Origin of the sequence: Sphingobacterium sp. CZ-UAM, from assembly GCF_002000245.1 — a bacterium.
GTDB lineage: Bacteria > Bacteroidota > Bacteroidia > Sphingobacteriales > Sphingobacteriaceae > Sphingobacterium.
The window spans coordinates 190261-208511 of sequence record NZ_MTCM01000004.1 but is presented as its reverse complement, the minus strand read 5'-3'; the positions used below and the strand labels follow the sequence as shown (position 1 = coordinate 208511).

The window sequence follows — 18251 nt, the reverse complement described above, 5'->3', positions numbered from 1 at the left end:
ATTCAGTGTTACATGCTGTTGAGATTTCGCAGGGATCTGTCATCTGTCATCTGTCAGCACATTCCGGAGCAGGTTTACTACGTAACAGTTCACTTTCCTATTTGGCGCTCTTGTTTAATGCGTTCATTGTTCAATCCGAAACGGCTAAACCAGGGTTTAAAGCGCTACTTGTTGAATTGTTCATTTTTTCTTTGCGATGATATAGATGGGGTGATAAGTCAGTGGAACCCGCGTGCCCACAGCATAACGATCTACATATTCGGTACAATAGGCCTGAAGCTTGCTTTTTGTCCAGCGATGATTTTTTATGCCTGTCACTCCGGTTTCTTTCAGGTGGCTGAGCACCTGTAAGGGGCTTTCAAAGCTGAGGCTCAGGAGTTCTTCTTCTACGGAGAGAATTTCATAGCCCAATGCCAACAATTCCGCTACCAGTGCCGATTGGGTATGATAGGTTAAGCCGACTCCTGTTGTACTGCTGATCTCGCGCATATTTTCTTCGCCAAATGTGCTGAATGCTAGGATACCATGCGCATGAAGTGCGGTATGGCAGCGCGCAAAGAAGGCGCTGGGGTCTTCAAACCATTGAATAGTGGAACAGGAGGTAATGAGATCCAGTTCACCGGGTAAGTTACAGGTTTCGGCATCGGCACAGATAAAGCTGCAGTGTTGCGAACTATGCTGCGGCAAGACAATACTCTTCACACTTTTGATCATTTCCGGGCAGATATCGTTGAAGATCGTATGCTTCGGTGAGAGTTGCTGGAGCAGCAAGCGGGAAAGGAGTCCGGTTCCGCAGCCTATTTCAAGTACCCTATCTGGTCTGATGGGAACATGATTCCGGAGCAGGCGAATCATTTTTTCGGCAATTTGACCTTGCACAACCGCTGCTGAGTCATAGCTAGCGGCGGCTTTAGAAAAACGGGAGCTGATCCGTTGTTTGTCCATGATGTTAAGTATTTTAGATCTCCTGCAAAAGCTGTTTAAATAATTGTTTGGGATAGTGCGGCGTATCGACAAATGTATGGGGGCTGTGCGCCCATGCCCGCTGCTGGTTTTCCGAACTGAAGATGCGGTCATCCTTTCCGATGTAGGCCTGATCCCATTGAAAAGTTGTACCGGATTGTACTGTTGCCTGTTCTTCAATTGCAGCTAATTCTTTTCGAAGGCTCGCTATGTCCCGCCTGGGGGCTCTAGCAAGAAAATGGTTTAACGTCTCCCTTGAGCCACACATCCGTAGTCTGAATTTATCCAGCGTTTTTTCGTTTAACGTGTTCAAGGTGGCTTTGAATATCTGGACTGGAATTCCTCTGTTGTCATCAATCGGATATGGCGTGCCATTGATGGCTGTACAGGTACCGATCGGATAATGCTGCGTCTGCAGTTTCGGTAATACCTGTGAAGCTGCCCATACGCCCATAGACCAGGCAAAAACTTGGATTTCATCGTAGCCTTTTAACAGGGTTTCGTCCAGGGTTAAGGAAGAATAGTCGTAGGCGATCATCAGATTCTGTTCGGATCGGGCGTAACCCGAGAACAGCTGTTCATCCATTCCCCATCCCGCAAAGAATAGGACAAGCTTTTTGTTGGATGGTACTGGATTATTTAGTGGTACCAAATTATCTGGGTTGACCGGATGAAGTGCATGGATAATTTTTTTCAATATCATAGGCTTGCTGCAAGTTGATGAATAAGCGATGTGGTTATACCCGATGTTAGTGAGATACGTATTCTTGAAGTTCCTTCCGGTACAGTAGGTGGACGGATGGGCAGTACGTAAAACCCTTTTTGCTGCAGGTCTTCGGCTTTCCGTACTGCCGCGTTGCTGTCGCCTATTATAAGGGGTAGAATATGGCTTTGTGAGCTGCATTCGTAACCTTTTGCGATGATCTCCTGTTTGAGCAATATACTGTTTTTGCGCAATTGCTGACGTCGATCTGAAAAACTGTCCAAGCGTTCCAGAATAAATAAACTCCATAGGAGATTGATCGGCGGGAGTGCGGTTGTGAATAGCAATGTCCGCATTTTATTGATCAGGTAATCTCGAATCGGCTGTCGACAGACCAAGTAGCCACCTAAAGATGCCAGCGCTTTTCCGAAGGTTCCGGTCAGGAAGTCAATGGCAGCAATGCATCCCTGCTCTTCTGCGCAACCAAGTCCTCTTTCGCCACGTACTCCCACCGCATGGGCTTCATCCAGGTACAACATGACGTTCGGATAATGATGTTTGAGGCGAACCAGATAACCAAGGTCAGTACAGTCGCCGTCCATACTGAATATGCTTTCAGTGACGATAATAACGCGTTCGAAGCGGGAAGCATGTTTTGCTAGTAATTCTTCCAGATGGGCATAGTCGGCATGTCGATACCGGAAATACTGAGCTGTCGAAAGCCGGATGCCATCAATTAGACTGGCGTGCACCCATTTGTCAGCCAGGATTAGGGTACGCCCATGGCAGATGGCTGGAAGTATACCTGTGTTCATGTGATAACCACTGTTAAAAACCAGCGCACTTTCTGTACCGAACATCGCGCTCAACCGCTTCTCCAGTTGGGTATACAGCACATGATTTCCAGTTAAGAGACGTGAAGATGAAGCGCTGAAAAGCGCATTTTCGCTGTTGACCGATTGTAAAAATTCTTCACGCAATGTCAGGTCCGTAGCCAGATCCAGATAATCGTTTGAGGAGAGGTTGTAACCGTTTTTCTCTTCGTATTGGATGTGGTTTCCCTGCTGGATAATCAGGGGGAGTGTTCGCCTATTTCCTTGTTTTTCGAGTTTGTGAAGTTCATCCACAAAGCTATCGAGTAGATTGTTTTCCATTAGTCGATTTCTTTGACGACCTTGAGTAGAGCCTGTGTCAGTTTGTTTAACTCTTCCGTATTGATAATAAAAGGAGGCATGATATAAACCAGTTTGCCAAAAGGTCTGACCCAGACGCCTTCTTCCACAAATCGTTTTTGTATACTTACCATGTCTACTGGATTTTTCATTTCGATGACAGCAATAGCTCCCAAAATCCGGACATCTTCTACCTGGGGGAAGTCTTTTGCCGGGGAAAGTGCTTGTGTCAGCTGTGTTTCAATATATTTCACCTTTGCTTTCCAGTCCATTGACAATAATAATTTGATCGACGCAAGTGCCACGGCGCAGGCCAGCGGGTTTGCCATAAAAGTCGGACCGTGCATAAACATACCCGGATTACCATTGGAAATGGTTTCTGCAACAGCCGTAGTAGTGATTACTGCGGATAAGGTCATGTATCCACCTGTCAAGGCCTTGCCAAGGCATAGAATATCTGGCTCTACATCCGCATGTTCACAGGCAAAGAGCTTACCGGTGCGACCGAACCCGGTGGCGATTTCGTCAAAAATCAGTAAGATATTATTCTCCTTGCAGAGTCGTGCTGCCTGACGGAGATATTCGGGATGGTAGAAGCGCATTCCACCGGCACCCTGGACAATAGGTTCAAGGATCAGGCCCGCCAATTCGTCCTGATGTGTTTTGATAAGCGCTGCTAAGGGGGCAATATCGCTCGCATCCCATTGGTCACCAAACCCAATTTGAGGGGCGGCTGCGAAGTAACGGAGGGGGAGGGTGTTGCCGAAGATGCGGTGCATGCCCGTCACAGGATCACATACAGACATGGCATTCCAGGTGTCGCCATGGTAACCCGAACGAACGGTAACAAAGTTGGTCTTGTTGATCTTCTTTTGTGCCCCCCAGTACTGTACAGCCATTTTGAGTGCCGCTTCCACAGCAACGGAGCCAGAATCGGCATAAAATATTTTATTGAGTGAGGGGGGGATGATCGCAAGCAGCATTTTACCAAGGGCAATTGCAGGTTCATGTGTCAAACCACCAAACATCACATGCGACATCTTGTTGAGCTGGTCCGTTACTGCAGCATTTAATACAGGATGGTTATATCCATGGACGGTACACCACCAGGACGACATGCCGTCGATCAGCTGCTGACCGTTTTCCAGTTCAATCACACAACCATCTGCCCGTTTCACCTTGTAGGCTGGCAGTGGGGCTGTGATACTGGTATAGGGGTGCCATAGGTGCTGTCTGTCGAAATCGTCAGTCTTATACGCTGTCATGCTATTATTTTTTTCAATTCCTGATTTTCGGTCTCTGATAGGCTGTCCCCGATCTATTATTTCCCTTGCTGTTTGGCCAGGTTGCGTTGAATTTTGTGGTCAGGTCGCGACCATTGTGGTTTTTCACCCAGTGCCTGGTATTGACTATCCTCCATTGCGATAGTTTCAGGCTGGCTTTTTTTCTCAAAGGGCTGTTGTGGGATTAAGCCCAGCGTTTTGAACATATCCATATCCTCGTTTACATCCGGATTGGCGGTTGTGAGCAGTTTATCACCTGCGAAAATGGAATTTGCCCCGGCAAAAAAACAGAGGGCCTGCCCTTCGCGACTCATCTTGGTACGGCCGGCAGATAAGCGAACCTGCGTTTGTGGCAATAAAATTCGCGCGGTGGCAACCATGCGTACCATTTCCCAAATCGATACGGTCTCCATGGCTTCCATCGGTGTGCCCGCGACCGGAACCAGCGCATTGATCGGTACCGACTCGGGCTGCGGATGAAGTGATGCCAATGTAATCAGCATATCCGCCCGGTTGGCTATGCTCTCGCCCATACCAATAATGCCGCCACTGCATACCGTAATATTTGTTTTGCGTACATTTTCGATGGTCTGCAAACGGTCATTGTAACTTCGGGTCGAAATAATTTCTTCATAGTATTCAGCAGAGGAATCCAGGTTGTGATTATAGGCGTAGAGGCCTGCTTCCGATAGGCGATGAGCCTGATTTTCGGTCAGCATACCCAAGGTGCAGCAGACTTCCATATCCAGTCTGTTCAGTGTACGTACCATATCCAATACCTGGTCAAACTCGGGGCCGTCTTTGACGTTGCGCCAGGCAGCACCCATGCATATCCGCGAACTGCCGCTAGCTTTGGCTGCCAAAGCCTGCGTTTTTACCTGTTCAACGCTCATCAGCTGCTCGGCCTTAACATCGGTATGGTAACGTGCGGCCTGCGGACAGTAGGCACAATCTTCGGGACATCCACCGGTTTTTATTGAAATCAATGTAGAAACCTGTACTTTATTGGGATCATGATGGGTTCGGTGGACTGTAGCCGCTTCGTACAATAATTCCATGATCGGTTTGTTATATAAGGCAACAACTTCTGCCTGTGTCCATTTCTTTTTAGTTTGCATAACATTTGTTTTTGATCGTTTGAAAAATCAGTTTTTATTGAAAAATATGGTGTGAGCCTCAAATTTTCAGCAAGCTGTTTTTCAGCTGAATTGCAAATATTACTGTTTAAAGTTTAACTTTGGTAGTCCGAAATAAATATAATGAGTAGTCCGGTTAGTATAGCTTTTCATTCAATTATCAAGATAGATCGCTGTAAGGAAGATGCGGTGTATATACAGATCGTCTATCAATTTATCAATGCTGTCAAGCGCAACTTGCTGGAGGATGGGGATCTTCTCCCAGGAAGCCGAAAGATAGCGACGGAATTGAATGTGCATCGAAAAACAGTGGTTGCCGCACTAGCGGAACTACAGGAGCAAGGCTGGGTGGAGATCTTGCCCAATAGAGGTACTTTTGTAAAAAATCCAGAACCTCTGAGCTCAGAAGTAACCGCGATTGAGGTCTTTAGGCAGCCACCAGATCGGGCTCCATATCATTTTAGAAGGGAATTGATCCTGGATACACCGGTAATGGAAGTCCCCGAAAAATATTATTTTACAGACGGTACCCCGGACTACCGTGTTATCGATACAGAAGAACTGGTTCGTTTTTACGCTGCAATGATGAAGCGGAAAAAAAAGAGCAATGAATTTTTGGCTACCGCCGACGGAAATCTGTTTTTTAGGGATCAATTGAGCTATTATCTCAATTTGACACGGGGATTCCATCTCTCCCGAAACTTTCTATTGCCTATTGCCAGCAGGGAACAGGTCTTTTCTATTTTATCGCGCCTACTGATTCAGCGTGGAGATATTGTACTGGTCGAAAATCTTAGCTATTTTTTGCCGAACATGATCTTTAGCCAAGCCGGAGCTAAGCTGAAAACGGTTCCTGTAGATGCAATGGGAATGGATATTGATTATATCGCAGATCATTTTGCACCCGGAGCAATCAGGTGTGTTTATATCAATACGAAATGCCAATATCCCACTACAGTAAGCCTTTCTGAAAAAAGAAAAATGCAGTTGTTGCAGCTGGCCGAACAGTATAATTTTATTGTGATCGAAGATGATGTTGATTTTGAGTCTTCGCTGGTCAAAGACAAGGGGGAGTCCCTTTTTCGTAAAAATGCAGGGAATAGGGTGATCTATACAGGGACTTTCGGTCGTTTTTTGGATCCAGGTTTTCAAATGAACTTTTTGATTGCTCCTCAAGATCTTCTGGAGGAGGGCAAAAAATACCTGAATCTCTTTGGCAAACCCAATTTTATGATCGAAAAAACACTGGGTGAAATTATCCATCAAGGCGATATCTTTCGGTATCAGCGGAAGTTTCAAAAAGTCATCGCCGAACGGAAAGACTTATTTGCAGAGTTGCTGCGTACCTATTTTGAAAATAAGATCGTTTTTGAGGTTCCGGTTTCGGGATTGGCTTTTTGGGTACGGTTTAATGTTGGTTTTTCAGTGATCGCTTTACAGGCGAGAGCCAAAGGGAAGGGATTGCTGCTGCCGAGCTACTGCCTTTACCAGAATCGAACGGTGACAGCCCTGCGTTTGGGTTTTGCTCATCTCGATGAAAAAGATATGCAGGATGCGATCAGTCTGTTGCATGAAGCCTATCAAGAGACTGTCGGAGCTAAGTGAGCGGTGTGATTTTGCGGTTGGGCTTTGCTGATTTCGATGAGAAAGACAGGTGTGATGCGTCTGTAATCCGAAATCTATATGAAGGTAGGGACAGAATTAGGATCAACTATGAAAAGAATAAGCCCGGAGAGGAATCAACCGGGCTTAGAGATTATATAAGGGGAATAATACTTGCTTAAAAAAGTGAAGACCTAGTCTTCATCGGTGATAATGTCATCACCATCTAACTCGAAACCTTCACCAAGAAAGGTATACTCTAGTTCGAATAATTCTGAATCTTTAATCATTTTAATTCTTTTTTTTGTTATTCAAATTTATTACCCTTATTTAAGCTTATCGTCAATATAACATGAAGTTTTTGTTAAGACAGCAACTAGATTTTTTTTAGTGAAATATCCAGTTTTTGCGCTTGAATGATCCGGCTAAAAAACTCCTTTAGATCAAAATATTCTTCTGGCAGAAACAACGGTTTGTTAAATTGAGTTGCGCTCTCAATAAGTAGGACATTCGGATCTGAATTGCTGACTTTAAAAATATAGCGGGCAGCGCGTTCGGGTAGCGCCATACTGATGTTCTTTAATTTTGCCTCGGGGGTGTATGTATATCCTTTTGGCAATTTGATTTCCATATAGCTTTCTTCGAGTATCAGGGATCCGAAATCAATCGGATAATTCCGTTCGGTCAGATTAAAAGGGTTTTTGGTGGTTTTGCTGTCAATATAAGGATTGAAAGCAAGCTGATCATTTTGTTGGTTGGCAAAATTTTCAATCTCAATTTCAAATTCTTCGGCGAATGGTTTGTCCAAAGAATCCCGGTTGGAGACTTTAAAACTATTGATTTTGATACGGTTATTTTCCTCATCCAATTTTTCGTAAAATTCCTCTTCGGAATTGCTGCCCTGTAGACGTTCACGCATGCGTGAAGCCGTATAACCATTACGGGATGTTACCCATTTTCCTTTTAAGGTACCATTTTCCATGAGCTCACCAAAGAAGAAATTACTTTGTGAGGCGGGAAGTCTGGACTCCAGTTTTACCCAGTCGGATTCTCCGGTCAGAGGGATAGAACGACCTTGGTAGTTGACGCATTTCAAGGGAATATTGCCGAAGGGTTCGTAGGGAGAGGTTGCATCTAATAGATAGTATTCTTCGCCGATTTTCACCTGAGCGACAACATGGTTGAATTCCGATATTGCGGGTGCATACAGGCCTGCGTAGCCGTTGTCACGCGTTGATAAAATAATCGGGATGGCCTCTAACTGGGCATAACGCAAGGCATTGACCAATCCGAGATTGATGTCGGCACTATTACCGGTTCTTTTTTCAAGCGCCTCTTTGATATTTTTCGCGTATATCGAGTGCTTCTTGTTCCATTTGATCTGTTTCTGAAAATAGGCATAGAGACGGGATGCTTTTGTGATATCATTGTTTGCACCCTGCAATACAGGTTCGATAAATTCTTTTAAGGCCCCTTTGCGCTTGACCTGACCACCAAAACTTTCGTCTGCGACCAATTTTTCCCGTACATTCTCCCAGGTCATGGAGAAGTCTTTTGTAGGACCCATGGGGAAGCTATAGCGCCCAAGTTCAAAAAAGAGAATAGACCGGAAGTTTTTCGAGGAGGTCATATAATCTTCGCTGTGGAAGGCCGGAATATTCTCCATGATATAGGTCGTTTTGTTGCCCAGGACTTCGCCAATTGAACTTTCTAACCCTGTGTTATAATTATCGGTTTTGCGTTCTTTAATGGGAAATCCACCCTTTAAATTGGACTTGTAATGGCATATTTCCGGTATACGGGTGACATATTCGCTATAGATTTTGGGGAGTTCTTCCTGAAATTCCCAGGCATTGAGGTTAAAAATAAAAGGGGATTCCGTTTTGTAGCGATATTCAATAATTGTTCCCTCCTGGACCTGTGGGATGGCGGCCTTGGTCAGGGAAATGTTTTCCGAAGAATTTTCATTGAAAATATTGGCCTTTGTCATCTCTGTTTCAATGACTTTATCCCCTTCCAGGTGATAGGAAGCCCCCTTGATGTCCGTGACAACCTCGCGTTCATTGCCATTTTTGTAAAGTGGGATCGTGAAGTTCGCGTGTGCATAACCTTCCTTGTTCAGGATTTTGATCCGGACATGCTTTAAAAATTCGACAACCAGACCTTTCTGCGCAGTATAGTTGACCTGTGCGGAACCATATTCCCGAATGACAAAAGCATTGGCTGCAGTGTCCAATTTGCCAATATCGATGGCGAAATCCTCTTTTTTTACCTTACCGAATGAAAAATCCTGGGCATGAGCCCAAAAACTGCCGAGAATAAGCAGACTGGTGAAAAAGCCTTTCATAAAAAGTCACTATATGGTTAAGAATTATAGTGCTAATGTATGAAATAATCTTAGATTTTATACACTAATTTTTTTTGCTTGAATTGCGATCGAATAGCCTTTAAATAGCTACTAATACTTAAAATCAAACGTCAGCGTGACATACCGGTTGTCTCCATCTTTCCATTTTGGTCCCGAGAGTAAAATTTGCTTGGCCTGGTTGTCCAGGTACTCATTTGCACTCTGCAGGATGGTGATATTGGAAGGGAATCCATCTTTATCGATATCGAAATTCAGGCGTACGGTGCCCTCATAGCGGCTGTTAGCTGTTTTCTTTTTAACGTAATTATTAAATGACTTCCAGCCCCAGACAGGTTCTGCGCGCTTTATTTTCCGGGCTGACATGGTCGTCACCACGACTTCTTCAAGTACTGCTCCGGAAGGTTGTAATTTAATATTTAGGTTTTTGTTGCGGCGCATATTCAGCGCAACAGTATTATAACCTACTGCCATGATATCGACCAGTGAGTCTACGGTGCTTGGTTGGATGGTGGCTTTTCCCTGCGCATCAGTATTTGTCGCCAGTTTACTATTGGGCTGTATAATGGTAACTCCCGATATCGGCAAGCCGGTTTCTTTGTCACGAACAGTGACCTGTAACGGACTACCGTAGGTTTGCGGGGTTACATTGACACCGGCGACACGGCCGGCGAGCGCATTGCTTTGACTGGGTTGTTGCCCGCGGATCATAACCGTACTTCCGGTTATACTTTTTTTCGCCTGTGGCGCGTAACCAAATACCTCTACACTGTCAAGCAGTTTTGAGTCGCCCATAGTTCGCTCCCTGTGGATGCCACTATTCATTTTTTCACTCAGCGCGATTCGGATAGGGGACTCCTTATGAATCGGAGCGGTTTCTTCCGTTGTATGTCGAGGTAGGCCTGCGGGTTTATTGTTGTCCGCCAGCCTAGGGCTGTCCTGCTCTTTACTGTCCGTTGCGATGGCTGACGAAGTCGTTGTATCGTTCTGAGGTTTGGATTTTGGTACGGGCACATCAGCCGGTACAGCAACATCTGCTGTAAGTTTTGCCTCAGAAGGGCTTCTCTGTTGCTGGAAATAGAGGATACCTGCACTTAGGATAGCAACTACAGTAGCAGCAATTGCCAGTCGTTTCCAGTCGAAGACTTTTATTTTTGCTTCTTTTCTATGCTCAATGTGTTGCGCAATACCTGCGTTGAGTTCGGAAGGAACAGTACTGTTTTGATCCATTTCTATACCCATAAGAATATCCGCCAACATGGGATCACGTTGGGCCTCACGTTCAATGGCGTACATCTCTTTGGGAGAAAGTTGGCCGTTGACGTATTTCTTTAAGTATGCTATGTCGTAATTACTGTCGCTCATTCCAAGCCTCCATGCAATTTTTTAAATTCCGCTTCCCATTCTGGATATAACTTTTTACTTCATTTAAGCTATATCCCGTCGAGTCGCTGATCTCTTTGTAACATTTTTCCTCCAGAAAAAAGAGTCTGACGGACTGTTGCTGTTTGTCCGGTAATTTTTCCAGGCAGCCTTCCATCGCAGTCAATTGCTCCTCTTTTTCATCCTGTTGCTCATACTGATGCAGATCTTCGGGATATTTCACAAATTCATCCAAAGAAATTTGTGATTTGTTCTTTTGTGACCTTAGATACATCAGGCAATGGTTTTTGCCCAGCACATAGAGCCATCTCGGAAAGTCTTTGATTTCTTGCTTATTAACCTTGTAGATAAGCTCTTCAAAAATATTCATCACGGCATCCTTGCTCAGTTCTGGATCTTGAAGATACCTTAGGCAGACATAATAGACCATCTCGGTATGTCGTTGATAAAGGTTTCCCAATACCTTGAGATCTGTGGTCTCCTGATATTGCTGCAAGAGCTCCTGGTCTTGCGTGGAATCCTTCTTTGACGACTTGAATGCGAACATTTTATTTGCTAAAAATATTTTTTTTTTCTGGTTTATGGAAATTTAATATTTGATGCATCCCTTGACAAAATTTGAACGATATGAGAACAATACTTTTTTTAATGAGCATGTTGCTATCCCTTGGTGGATATGCCGGCCAGCAATACGAAGTGAAAGGGAAAGTGACCGATGCAAAGACTAAAACGGCGTTAAGTGCTGTGGTTGTCATAAATGTAGAAACTAATGCGCGTACAGCTACCGATCGTGATGGAAATTATCAGATCCAGGTAACATCCGGTAAGACCACTTTGGAGTTCAGGTCCCTTGGTTATATTACCCAAAGGGTGAAGGTAAAAGGGAACTCAACGATGGATATTCGCATGGTACAGGATAACCGTACACTGGAAGAGGTTGTCGTTGTGGGCTATGGTAAAGTTGCGAAAAGAAATACCGCATTTACGGCGAATGCCTCTACGGCCTTAGCAGGTCAGGCATCGGGAATATATATTCGTGGCGGTTATATACCGGAGCAAAGCCAGGAATCGTATCAAAAAATCAAAGAAAATAAGTTTATCAATCCAATGAAGGAACCGTTGTCGACATTTGCTGCAGATGTGGATGCCGCTTCATACAGCAATGTGCGCCGGTTTATCAATGCGGGCAGTCTACCCGATAAGGATGCTGTACGCGTTGAGGAGATGATCAATTACTTTCAGTATCAGGTAGCTGGACCAAAGAACGGTGATCCGGTGAATATCGTAACCGAATTGACCAAGGCGCCTTGGAACGATGCACATCAGTTGATGCGAGTGACCTTAAAAGCCAAAGATATCCCGAGGGACCAACTCAAAGCCTCCAACCTGGTTTTCTTGATCGACGTATCAGGATCGATGATGGGCGCGGGACGCTTGCCTTTAGTAAAATCTTCCCTGAAAATGCTGGTGGATCAGTTGCGTGATATTGATCGTGTGGCTATTGTCACCTACGCAGGTTCAGCCGGAGTGAAACTGGAAAGTACCAGCGGTAGCCAGAAAATGAAAATCAAAACAGCAATAGATGAACTGGAAGCGGGAGGAAGTACTGCCGGTGCCGCCGGGATCAGAAAAGCCTATGAGATTGCCCGCCAAAACTTGGTCAAGGGTGGCAACAACCGGATTATCCTGGCCAGTGATGGTGATTTCAATGTAGGCGAGAACAGCGATGAGTCTATGGAGGAACTGATCAGTAAAGAGAGTAAGTCTGGTGTTTTTCTGACCGTGCTTGGCTATGGCATGGGAAATTTGAAAGATAGCAAAATGGAGATTTTAGCAGATAAAGGACATGGCAATTACGCTTATATCGACAATATTTCCGAAGCACGGAAAGCCATGGTGACCGAATTTGGCGGTACATTATTTACGGTGGCTAAAGATGTGAAGATTCAGGTAGAGTTCAATCCGAATTATGTGCAGGCTTATCGCTTGGTCGGCTATGAAAATCGTTTGCTTGAAGCCGAAGATTTCAATAATGATCAGAAAATGGGTGGCGACATGGGCGTAGGGCATGTGGTGACAGCGCTGTATGAAATCGTTCCTGTAGGCGTTAACTCCGAGATGGTCGGAACGGTAGATCCATTGAAATACCAGCAAAATTCAACTAAGTATATTGAGGTCAAAGGCAACGGAGAGTTGGCAACGGTCAAATTCCGTTATAAGGAACCGGATGGCGAAAAAAGTAAATTGCAGCAACATGTAGTACAAGCTAAGGTAACCGAGTTGAATAAGGTCAGTGAAGATTTACGTTTTGCAACGGCTGTGGCCGAACTGGGGCTGTTACTTCGTGAATCGGACTTTAAACAACAGGCTAATTTTGACCGTCTGATCGCACGTGCGAAGGCAGCAAAGGGAACCGATAATGAAGGTTATCGTGCTGAATTTATCCGAATGGCCGAAAATGCACGGGATTTATCGAAAGCGAAATTGTAGAAGGCTTAAAATACAAGCTAAAACGCATTAATATCCGATAGGAAATTGTGTCTGATCAGTAATAAAGTTACTGGCCAGACACAATTGAATATAATGAAGTGTTTGGGATATTTCGATATTAAATTAATTGTAACTATCTTTGAAATAGAGCTTTTACAGTAATGAGAGCCAAGGAGGGTAAAATGACACATGCTGAAAAAAATATAATAAAAACATATTCTATTCTTTTTGAAAACTTAAGTTCTATCGGGAAGCTTGAATTGTTAGAGCGCTTGGCTAAGTCATTAAAAAAAGAGAGAAAATCAAATGAAGATGAGTTTTTTAAGTCATTTGGCGCTTTTGCTTCTGAAAAATCAGCGGAAGATATTATTGCTGAAATCAAATCAAGTCGAAGATTTAAAGTTGATGATTTAAAATTGTAAAAAGGAACATCGCCTGTGAAACAATATTTACTTGATACATGTATTTGTATTTTCTTTTTGCGTGGTAAATTAAATCTCGACAGTTTAATAAAAGAAAAAGGGGTTGAGAATTGTTTCATTTCTGAAATTACTGTTTTTGAGCTAAAATATGGAGCGGAAAACAGTGAAAATCCTTAAAAATCTCATAAGGCTGTTGATGCATTTATCAAAGGACTGACCGTAATCCCAATATTGGGATCGGTGGAACAATATGCAAAAACTAAAGTGAGATTGAGAAAAGAAGGGACTCCTATGAACGATGAATTTGATTTAATAATTGCAGTAACTGCCTTAGAAAATGAGTTTGTTCTGGTTACTGATAATTTGAAAGATTTTCGTTATATAAAAAATTTAAAGCTTGAAAATTGGTTTGAAAGGAAACAGTGATCGGTTTCAACTTTTTGATTTCTTCTTAATCCTGGGTTATAACACTAATATTATCCACTTTCATTCAATAAGAATATCCATAAAATACTTTACACCCCTTTTACTTCCCATGGTTGATTACCGGCCTTTTGTTAAATTGGTTAATCGTTTTTTTATCGAATTTTCAAACAATGTATCTTTATCAAGTTTTTTTGATTCAACGAATAAATAAATTTGAGATAATAAAGAGGGGAAAGTGGAGTTTATTAATAAATTTGAAGCATGAAGAACTTCCTATTAATATGTTTTCTCTTTTTTGGAGCGCACAGTGGGTTGGAAGCCCAAAATACAACGCTCAACAAGCAGCAGACCATAGCTTACATCAATAAGCTCTACAAGATTGCCTATCGCTATAAAGAAACCAAAATTGATACGGTTACGGTGGATGGCAAAGTCCTGACCGTTTTTCTGTCTACTGGTCAGCATTATAGAAGCGATCTATCGAAATCCGAGCCACTTGCTGTGGCACGCGTAAAATCGGGCTATCAAATCCGTTATAAATCCGCCGCGAGCACCGAAGAGATCCTCTGGGCTATCCAGACCGAAGATGATGCCAAACGTTTGCAGAAAGCGCTACAGCATTTGATCGGGATATTAAAAACCGAGAAAAAGACGGATCCTTTTGAAAGCTAGGGGCAGGCTATTGTTGCATTACTAAACTCATTTGTCTTTTTTGTGTTTGGCAACATATGAACTCACCGAATATCAGCAAAAATATGGAATATGCACACAAAAGGTGTATTTCGGATAAAGAGATTAACCGAAATGCCCGCTAATATAATTACGTGTAGTTTCATGTTGCGGGTTGTTAAAAATCTGATGCGTATCCCCCTGTTCAATTATTTCTCCGAGGTACATAAAGACCGTTTTGTCGGCGACACGTTGTGCCTGTTGCATATTATGGGTGACTATAACTATCGTATATTTTTTTTTCAGATGATGAATAAGTTCCTCGATTTTCAGGGTACTCACCGGATCCAATGCCGAGCAAGGTTCATCCATCAAAATAATTTCGGGACGCAGCGCTACCGCACGGGCGATACAGAGCCTTTGTTGCTGTCCCCCAGAAAGCCGTGTGGCGGGCTTTTTTAAATCATCTTTAACCTCCTCCCAGATATAAGCTTCTTCCAATGCCTTTTGTACGGTCGCCTTATCAGCAATCAGATTGTTAATCTTAAGACCATAGCTGATATTTTCGTAAATACTCTTGGGAAAGGGATTGGCTTTTTGGAAAACCATACCGATGCGTTTGCGGAGATCGGTAACCTCTATATCTTTTTGATAGATCTCGCGGCCATCCAGCTTGATATGTCCCTCGATTCTGGCCTCCGGATAGAGGTCGTGCATGCGGTTAAAACTTCGCAAAAGGGTGCTCTTGCCACAGCCTGAGGGACCTATCAGCGCCGTAACTTTGTTTTCTTCAAATTCGATATTGATATTCTTCAATACCTGTTTGCTCCCAAACCATAGGTTGAGCTGTTCTGCGACCAATTTACTTTTCATTATTTCTAAACTTATACCGGATATAGAAAGCTGTTAAATTCATAAGGAAGACCACAATAATCAGCACCAATGCCGTTCCATAGGCGATGGGTCTGACTTCTTCGATAGACTGATGTTGTGTTGACAACATATACAGGTGATAGGGCAGCGCCATAAACTCCTGATTAAGGTTGCCAAAGGAATTGGTGATGTAGAATGCGGCTCCCGTAAAGAGTATAGGCGCTGTTTCTCCAGCGGCTCTGGACAATGTCAGGACGATACCAGTTAGTATACCGGGCAAAGAGGCGGGAAGCACCACATCTTTGATCGATTCGAATTTGGTGGCTCCCACAGCCAGTGCGGCCTCGCGCATGCTTCGTGGAATACGGAGCAGGGCCTCTTCCGTCGTTGTGATTATATAGGGAAGGGACAAGAGCCCTAGGGTCAGTCCGGCAGATAAAATCGACGTTCCGAGGTTCAAGGCCTGCACAAAAAGTGCCAGACCGAATAATCCATAGATAATGGATGGGACACCGGATAAATTGCGGATCGAGGCCCGGATTGTACGGGTCAGCCAGGTATTCTCTGCATATTCGTTGAGATAAATGGCGCAACAGATGCCAAACGGAATGGAAAATATTGCCGTGATCAAGGTCAGAAATACGGTACCGATGATCGGGGTGAGGATACCGCCCTGTGTCATGCCATTGGTGGGCAGCTCAGCGACAAATTCCCAGGACAGTACCTGGTAGCCCTTGCTGAAAATATCGTACAGGATCACGCACAAAAAGAAGCAGACAAGTCCTGTGGACAGGAGAAGTGTACCCCATTCGACGATCGGTGCCAGTTTTTTGAATTTACGCAGCATGGTATTTTCTAAAGCGGTTAATAAAATATTCACCAATCAGATTGGCCACCAAGGTCATAAAGAATAAGACAATCGCTATGGCGAACAAGGCATAATAATGCGTGGTCTGATAGGGGACTTCCCCCATTTCGATAGCGATGGTTGCGGTAATAGTTTTGACCGAATCAAAAAATCCCTTGGGAAATATCGCGGCATTACCGGTAGCCATCAGTACGGTCATGGTTTCGCCGATGGCCCTTCCGAGTCCAAGCATGACTGCTGCAATGATTCCTGGGGCCGCTGCCGGGATCGTAATCTTACGGAGAGTCTGCCAGCGCGACGCGCCAAGGCCATAGCTCGCTTCACGGTACGTTTGCGGTACCGCATGTATGGCATCTTCGGAGATGGTAATAATGGTTGGAAGAGCCATGATGGCCAATAAGATTGCACCATTTAATGCGTTCAGTCCATTGGGTAGATTGTTTAGATCTGCTATTCCCGGACCAACCAATACAATCCCCAAAAAACCGATCACCACCGAAGGGATTGCTGCAAGCATCTCTATAGCTGGTTTTAAAATCGTCTTGAGTTTGGGACTTGCATATTCGGAAATAAAAGCTGCTGTCCCCACCCCTAGTGGAACGGCAATCAGCATCGCACCGAAAGAGACAATGGAAGTACTCACAATTAAAGGTAGAATGCCGTAGACGGGTTCTGCTGCTGTGGGGTTCCATTGGCTTCCGCTGATAAAATCCAGAGGCGAAACTTCCAGAAAGAAGGCGACCGCGTTATAGAGCAACATAAAGAAAATACCACCCAGAAGCGCAAGTACCAAATATCCGGTAGACTTGAATATGATTTTGGCAATCTGATCGATGGCTATTCGTTTTTTGTACTGCATGTTATTTAATGAATAAGGTAATAACCTGAGTTTTCAATAATCTTCGTTCCTTCCCCTTTGGTTTCGAATTGGATAAACGACAGCACCTTTGGCCATGACTTTTCGGGAATAAATTGATAGAGGGGGCGTTGGAAGAAATATAACCTGTTTTTTATCGCTGCTGAATCTAAGGGCGATATCGCATTGGAATTGACATCATTTTTAATTTTCAATACCTTGATCCCCTTGTTATCTTGAATTTTTTTGGAGATATAGCCCGCACCGACATAGCCGATACCTGATTTGTCGATTTTGATGGCTTCCAGAATCTGTGCATTGCCGGTCATTTCCTTGGCCTTTTGGCTGTAGACTATTTTCAGTTTCTTGCGAATAAATGAATAGGTACCCGAACTGCTCTGTCTGCCATAAATATTGATCGGAATGTTCCTGCTGGAAACAGATTTCCAGTTTTCGATCTCCCCACTCATGATTTTTGACAGCGTTTTCACATCAATCTCCGAGATCGGATTGTCGCTATGCACCACAAAAGCGGTAGCATCTTCGGCAAAGACAACGGTTTTGAGGTCTATTTTTTTCTTTCTGAAGAGCGCCTGTTCTTCTTCGGTCAGTGGCCGTGAGGAGTTGGCGATATCTGCCTGTCCATTCAATAGGGAAGTAATGCCGAGCCCAGAGCCCCCGCCTGAAATAGCCATGCTGAAGCTTGGATCGGTCCTGTTATATGCTTCGGCAAGATTAACGGCAAGATTGACCTCCGTATCCGAACCTTTCATTTTAATGGTATGATCTGTATTGCCACAGGACCATAACAGGAGGCTGAAACTAAAAAGTATCGTATAAATAAAGCGATTCAAAGCCATATCATTCATTCTTACTAAGTTAAACAGAACAACAAGGATTTTGTGTTAGCACAATGTTATCTTATTATGAAGTAATATTCCGTAAATATATTTTTACGTTGATGTATTCGCCATATTTTTAGTTAATTTAGGTAGAGCCACTCAGCGAGGTTTTTTCTGAGGGTATAATCAAAAATAAAC

Annotated in this window: 17 protein-coding genes; 5 read left to right on the top strand and 12 right to left on the bottom strand. The window is 43.8% G+C overall.

Translation table 11 applies throughout. The annotated features are described in order from the left end of the window. Nucleotides 1–180 precede the first annotated feature (180 nt). From bioC to bioB, 5 genes are read right to left on the bottom strand one after another with little or no spacing between them, the layout of a single operon-like run. Nucleotides 181–945, bottom strand: coding sequence for a malonyl-ACP O-methyltransferase BioC (bioC, locus tag BWD42_RS24790; protein WP_077437560.1), 765 nt, complete (start codon nt 943–945; stop codon nt 181–183). 13 nt (nt 946–958) lie between these two features. Next, on the bottom strand, nt 959–1666 hold the full coding sequence (locus BWD42_RS24785) for a DUF452 family protein (RefSeq protein ID WP_077437559.1): 708 nt from the start codon (nt 1664–1666) through the stop codon (nt 959–961). Then, on the bottom strand, nt 1663–2820 hold the full coding sequence (locus tag BWD42_RS16810; RefSeq protein ID WP_077437558.1) for an 8-amino-7-oxononanoate synthase: 1158 nt from the start codon (nt 2818–2820) through the stop codon (nt 1663–1665). Before BWD42_RS16810 ends, BWD42_RS24785 begins: the two co-directional genes overlap by 4 nt. Further along, on the bottom strand, nt 2820–4103 hold the full coding sequence (gene bioA / locus BWD42_RS16805) for an adenosylmethionine--8-amino-7-oxononanoate transaminase (protein WP_077437557.1): 1284 nt from the start codon (nt 4101–4103) through the stop codon (nt 2820–2822). The genes BWD42_RS16810 and bioA overlap by 1 nt, the downstream gene beginning before the upstream one ends. A 56-nt stretch (nt 4104–4159) precedes the next feature. Next, nucleotides 4160–5239, bottom strand: a complete 1080-nt coding sequence (gene bioB / locus BWD42_RS16800) for a biotin synthase BioB (protein WP_077437556.1) — start codon at nt 5237–5239, stop codon at nt 4160–4162. A gap of 141 nt (nt 5240–5380) precedes the next feature. Here bioB and BWD42_RS16795 point away from each other — a divergent pair, with 141 nt between their 5' ends. Beyond that, entirely contained in the window at nt 5381–6862 is a 1482-nt protein-coding gene (locus tag BWD42_RS16795; protein WP_077437555.1) for a PLP-dependent aminotransferase family protein, read from the top strand. Between the two features lie 373 nt (nt 6863–7235). On the opposite strand, the gene BWD42_RS16790 is transcribed toward BWD42_RS16795, so the two are convergent. From BWD42_RS16790 to BWD42_RS16780, 3 genes are all read right to left on the bottom strand, one after another. Then, nucleotides 7236–9206 (bottom strand): transglutaminase domain-containing protein, encoded by a 1971-nt coding sequence (locus BWD42_RS16790; RefSeq protein ID WP_077437554.1) that lies wholly within the window; start codon nt 9204–9206, stop codon nt 7236–7238. 111 nt (nt 9207–9317) lie between these two features. After that, the gene (locus tag BWD42_RS16785) at nt 9318–10589 is read right to left on the bottom strand and encodes a TonB family protein (RefSeq protein ID WP_077437553.1); all 1272 of its coding nucleotides are present in this window, start codon (nt 10587–10589) and stop codon (nt 9318–9320) included. Beyond that, entirely contained in the window at nt 10576–11154 is a 579-nt protein-coding gene (locus BWD42_RS16780) for an RNA polymerase sigma factor (RefSeq protein WP_077437552.1), read from the bottom strand. The genes BWD42_RS16785 and BWD42_RS16780 overlap by 14 nt, the downstream gene beginning before the upstream one ends. An 80-nt stretch (nt 11155–11234) precedes the next feature. Between BWD42_RS16780 and BWD42_RS16775 the strand changes: the two genes are divergently transcribed. The 4 genes from BWD42_RS16775 to BWD42_RS16760 all read left to right on the top strand — a co-directional run bounded on the left by BWD42_RS16775 (nt 11235) and on the right by BWD42_RS16760 (nt 14617). Continuing rightward, the gene (locus tag BWD42_RS16775) at nt 11235–13097 is read left to right on the top strand and encodes a vWA domain-containing protein (protein WP_077437551.1); all 1863 of its coding nucleotides are present in this window, start codon (nt 11235–11237) and stop codon (nt 13095–13097) included. Nucleotides 13098–13258: 161 nt separating this feature from the next. Then, nucleotides 13259–13519, top strand: coding sequence for a hypothetical protein (locus BWD42_RS16770; protein ID WP_217700094.1), 261 nt, complete (start codon nt 13259–13261; stop codon nt 13517–13519). A gap of 240 nt (nt 13520–13759) precedes the next feature. Then, on the top strand, nt 13760–13945 hold the full coding sequence (locus BWD42_RS25005; RefSeq protein WP_254846260.1) for a hypothetical protein: 186 nt from the start codon (nt 13760–13762) through the stop codon (nt 13943–13945). A 261-nt stretch (nt 13946–14206) separates the two neighbouring features. After that, nucleotides 14207–14617 (top strand): hypothetical protein, encoded by a 411-nt coding sequence (locus BWD42_RS16760; RefSeq protein ID WP_077437550.1) that lies wholly within the window; start codon nt 14207–14209, stop codon nt 14615–14617. A 123-nt stretch (nt 14618–14740) separates the two neighbouring features. Here BWD42_RS16760 and pstB read toward each other — a convergent pair whose 3' ends face one another. Genes pstB through BWD42_RS16740 form a run of 4 tightly spaced genes read right to left on the bottom strand, consistent with a single transcriptional unit; the run spans nt 14741 to nt 18080 of the window. After that, nucleotides 14741–15487, bottom strand: coding sequence for a phosphate ABC transporter ATP-binding protein PstB (gene pstB / locus BWD42_RS16755; protein WP_077437549.1), 747 nt, complete (start codon nt 15485–15487; stop codon nt 14741–14743). Further along, nucleotides 15477–16334, bottom strand: a complete 858-nt coding sequence (pstA, locus tag BWD42_RS16750; RefSeq protein ID WP_077437548.1) for a phosphate ABC transporter permease PstA — start codon at nt 16332–16334, stop codon at nt 15477–15479. Before pstA ends, pstB begins: the two co-directional genes overlap by 11 nt. After that, nucleotides 16324–17214 carry a phosphate ABC transporter permease subunit PstC gene (pstC, locus tag BWD42_RS16745; protein ID WP_077437547.1) on the bottom strand — a complete coding sequence of 297 codons (891 nt, stop codon included), beginning with the start codon at nt 17212–17214 and terminating at the stop codon, nt 16324–16326. Before pstC ends, pstA begins: the two co-directional genes overlap by 11 nt. Nucleotides 17215–17219: 5 nt before the next feature. Next, entirely contained in the window at nt 17220–18080 is an 861-nt protein-coding gene (locus BWD42_RS16740; RefSeq protein WP_254846259.1) for a PstS family phosphate ABC transporter substrate-binding protein, read from the bottom strand. Nucleotides 18081–18251 lie beyond the last annotated feature (171 nt).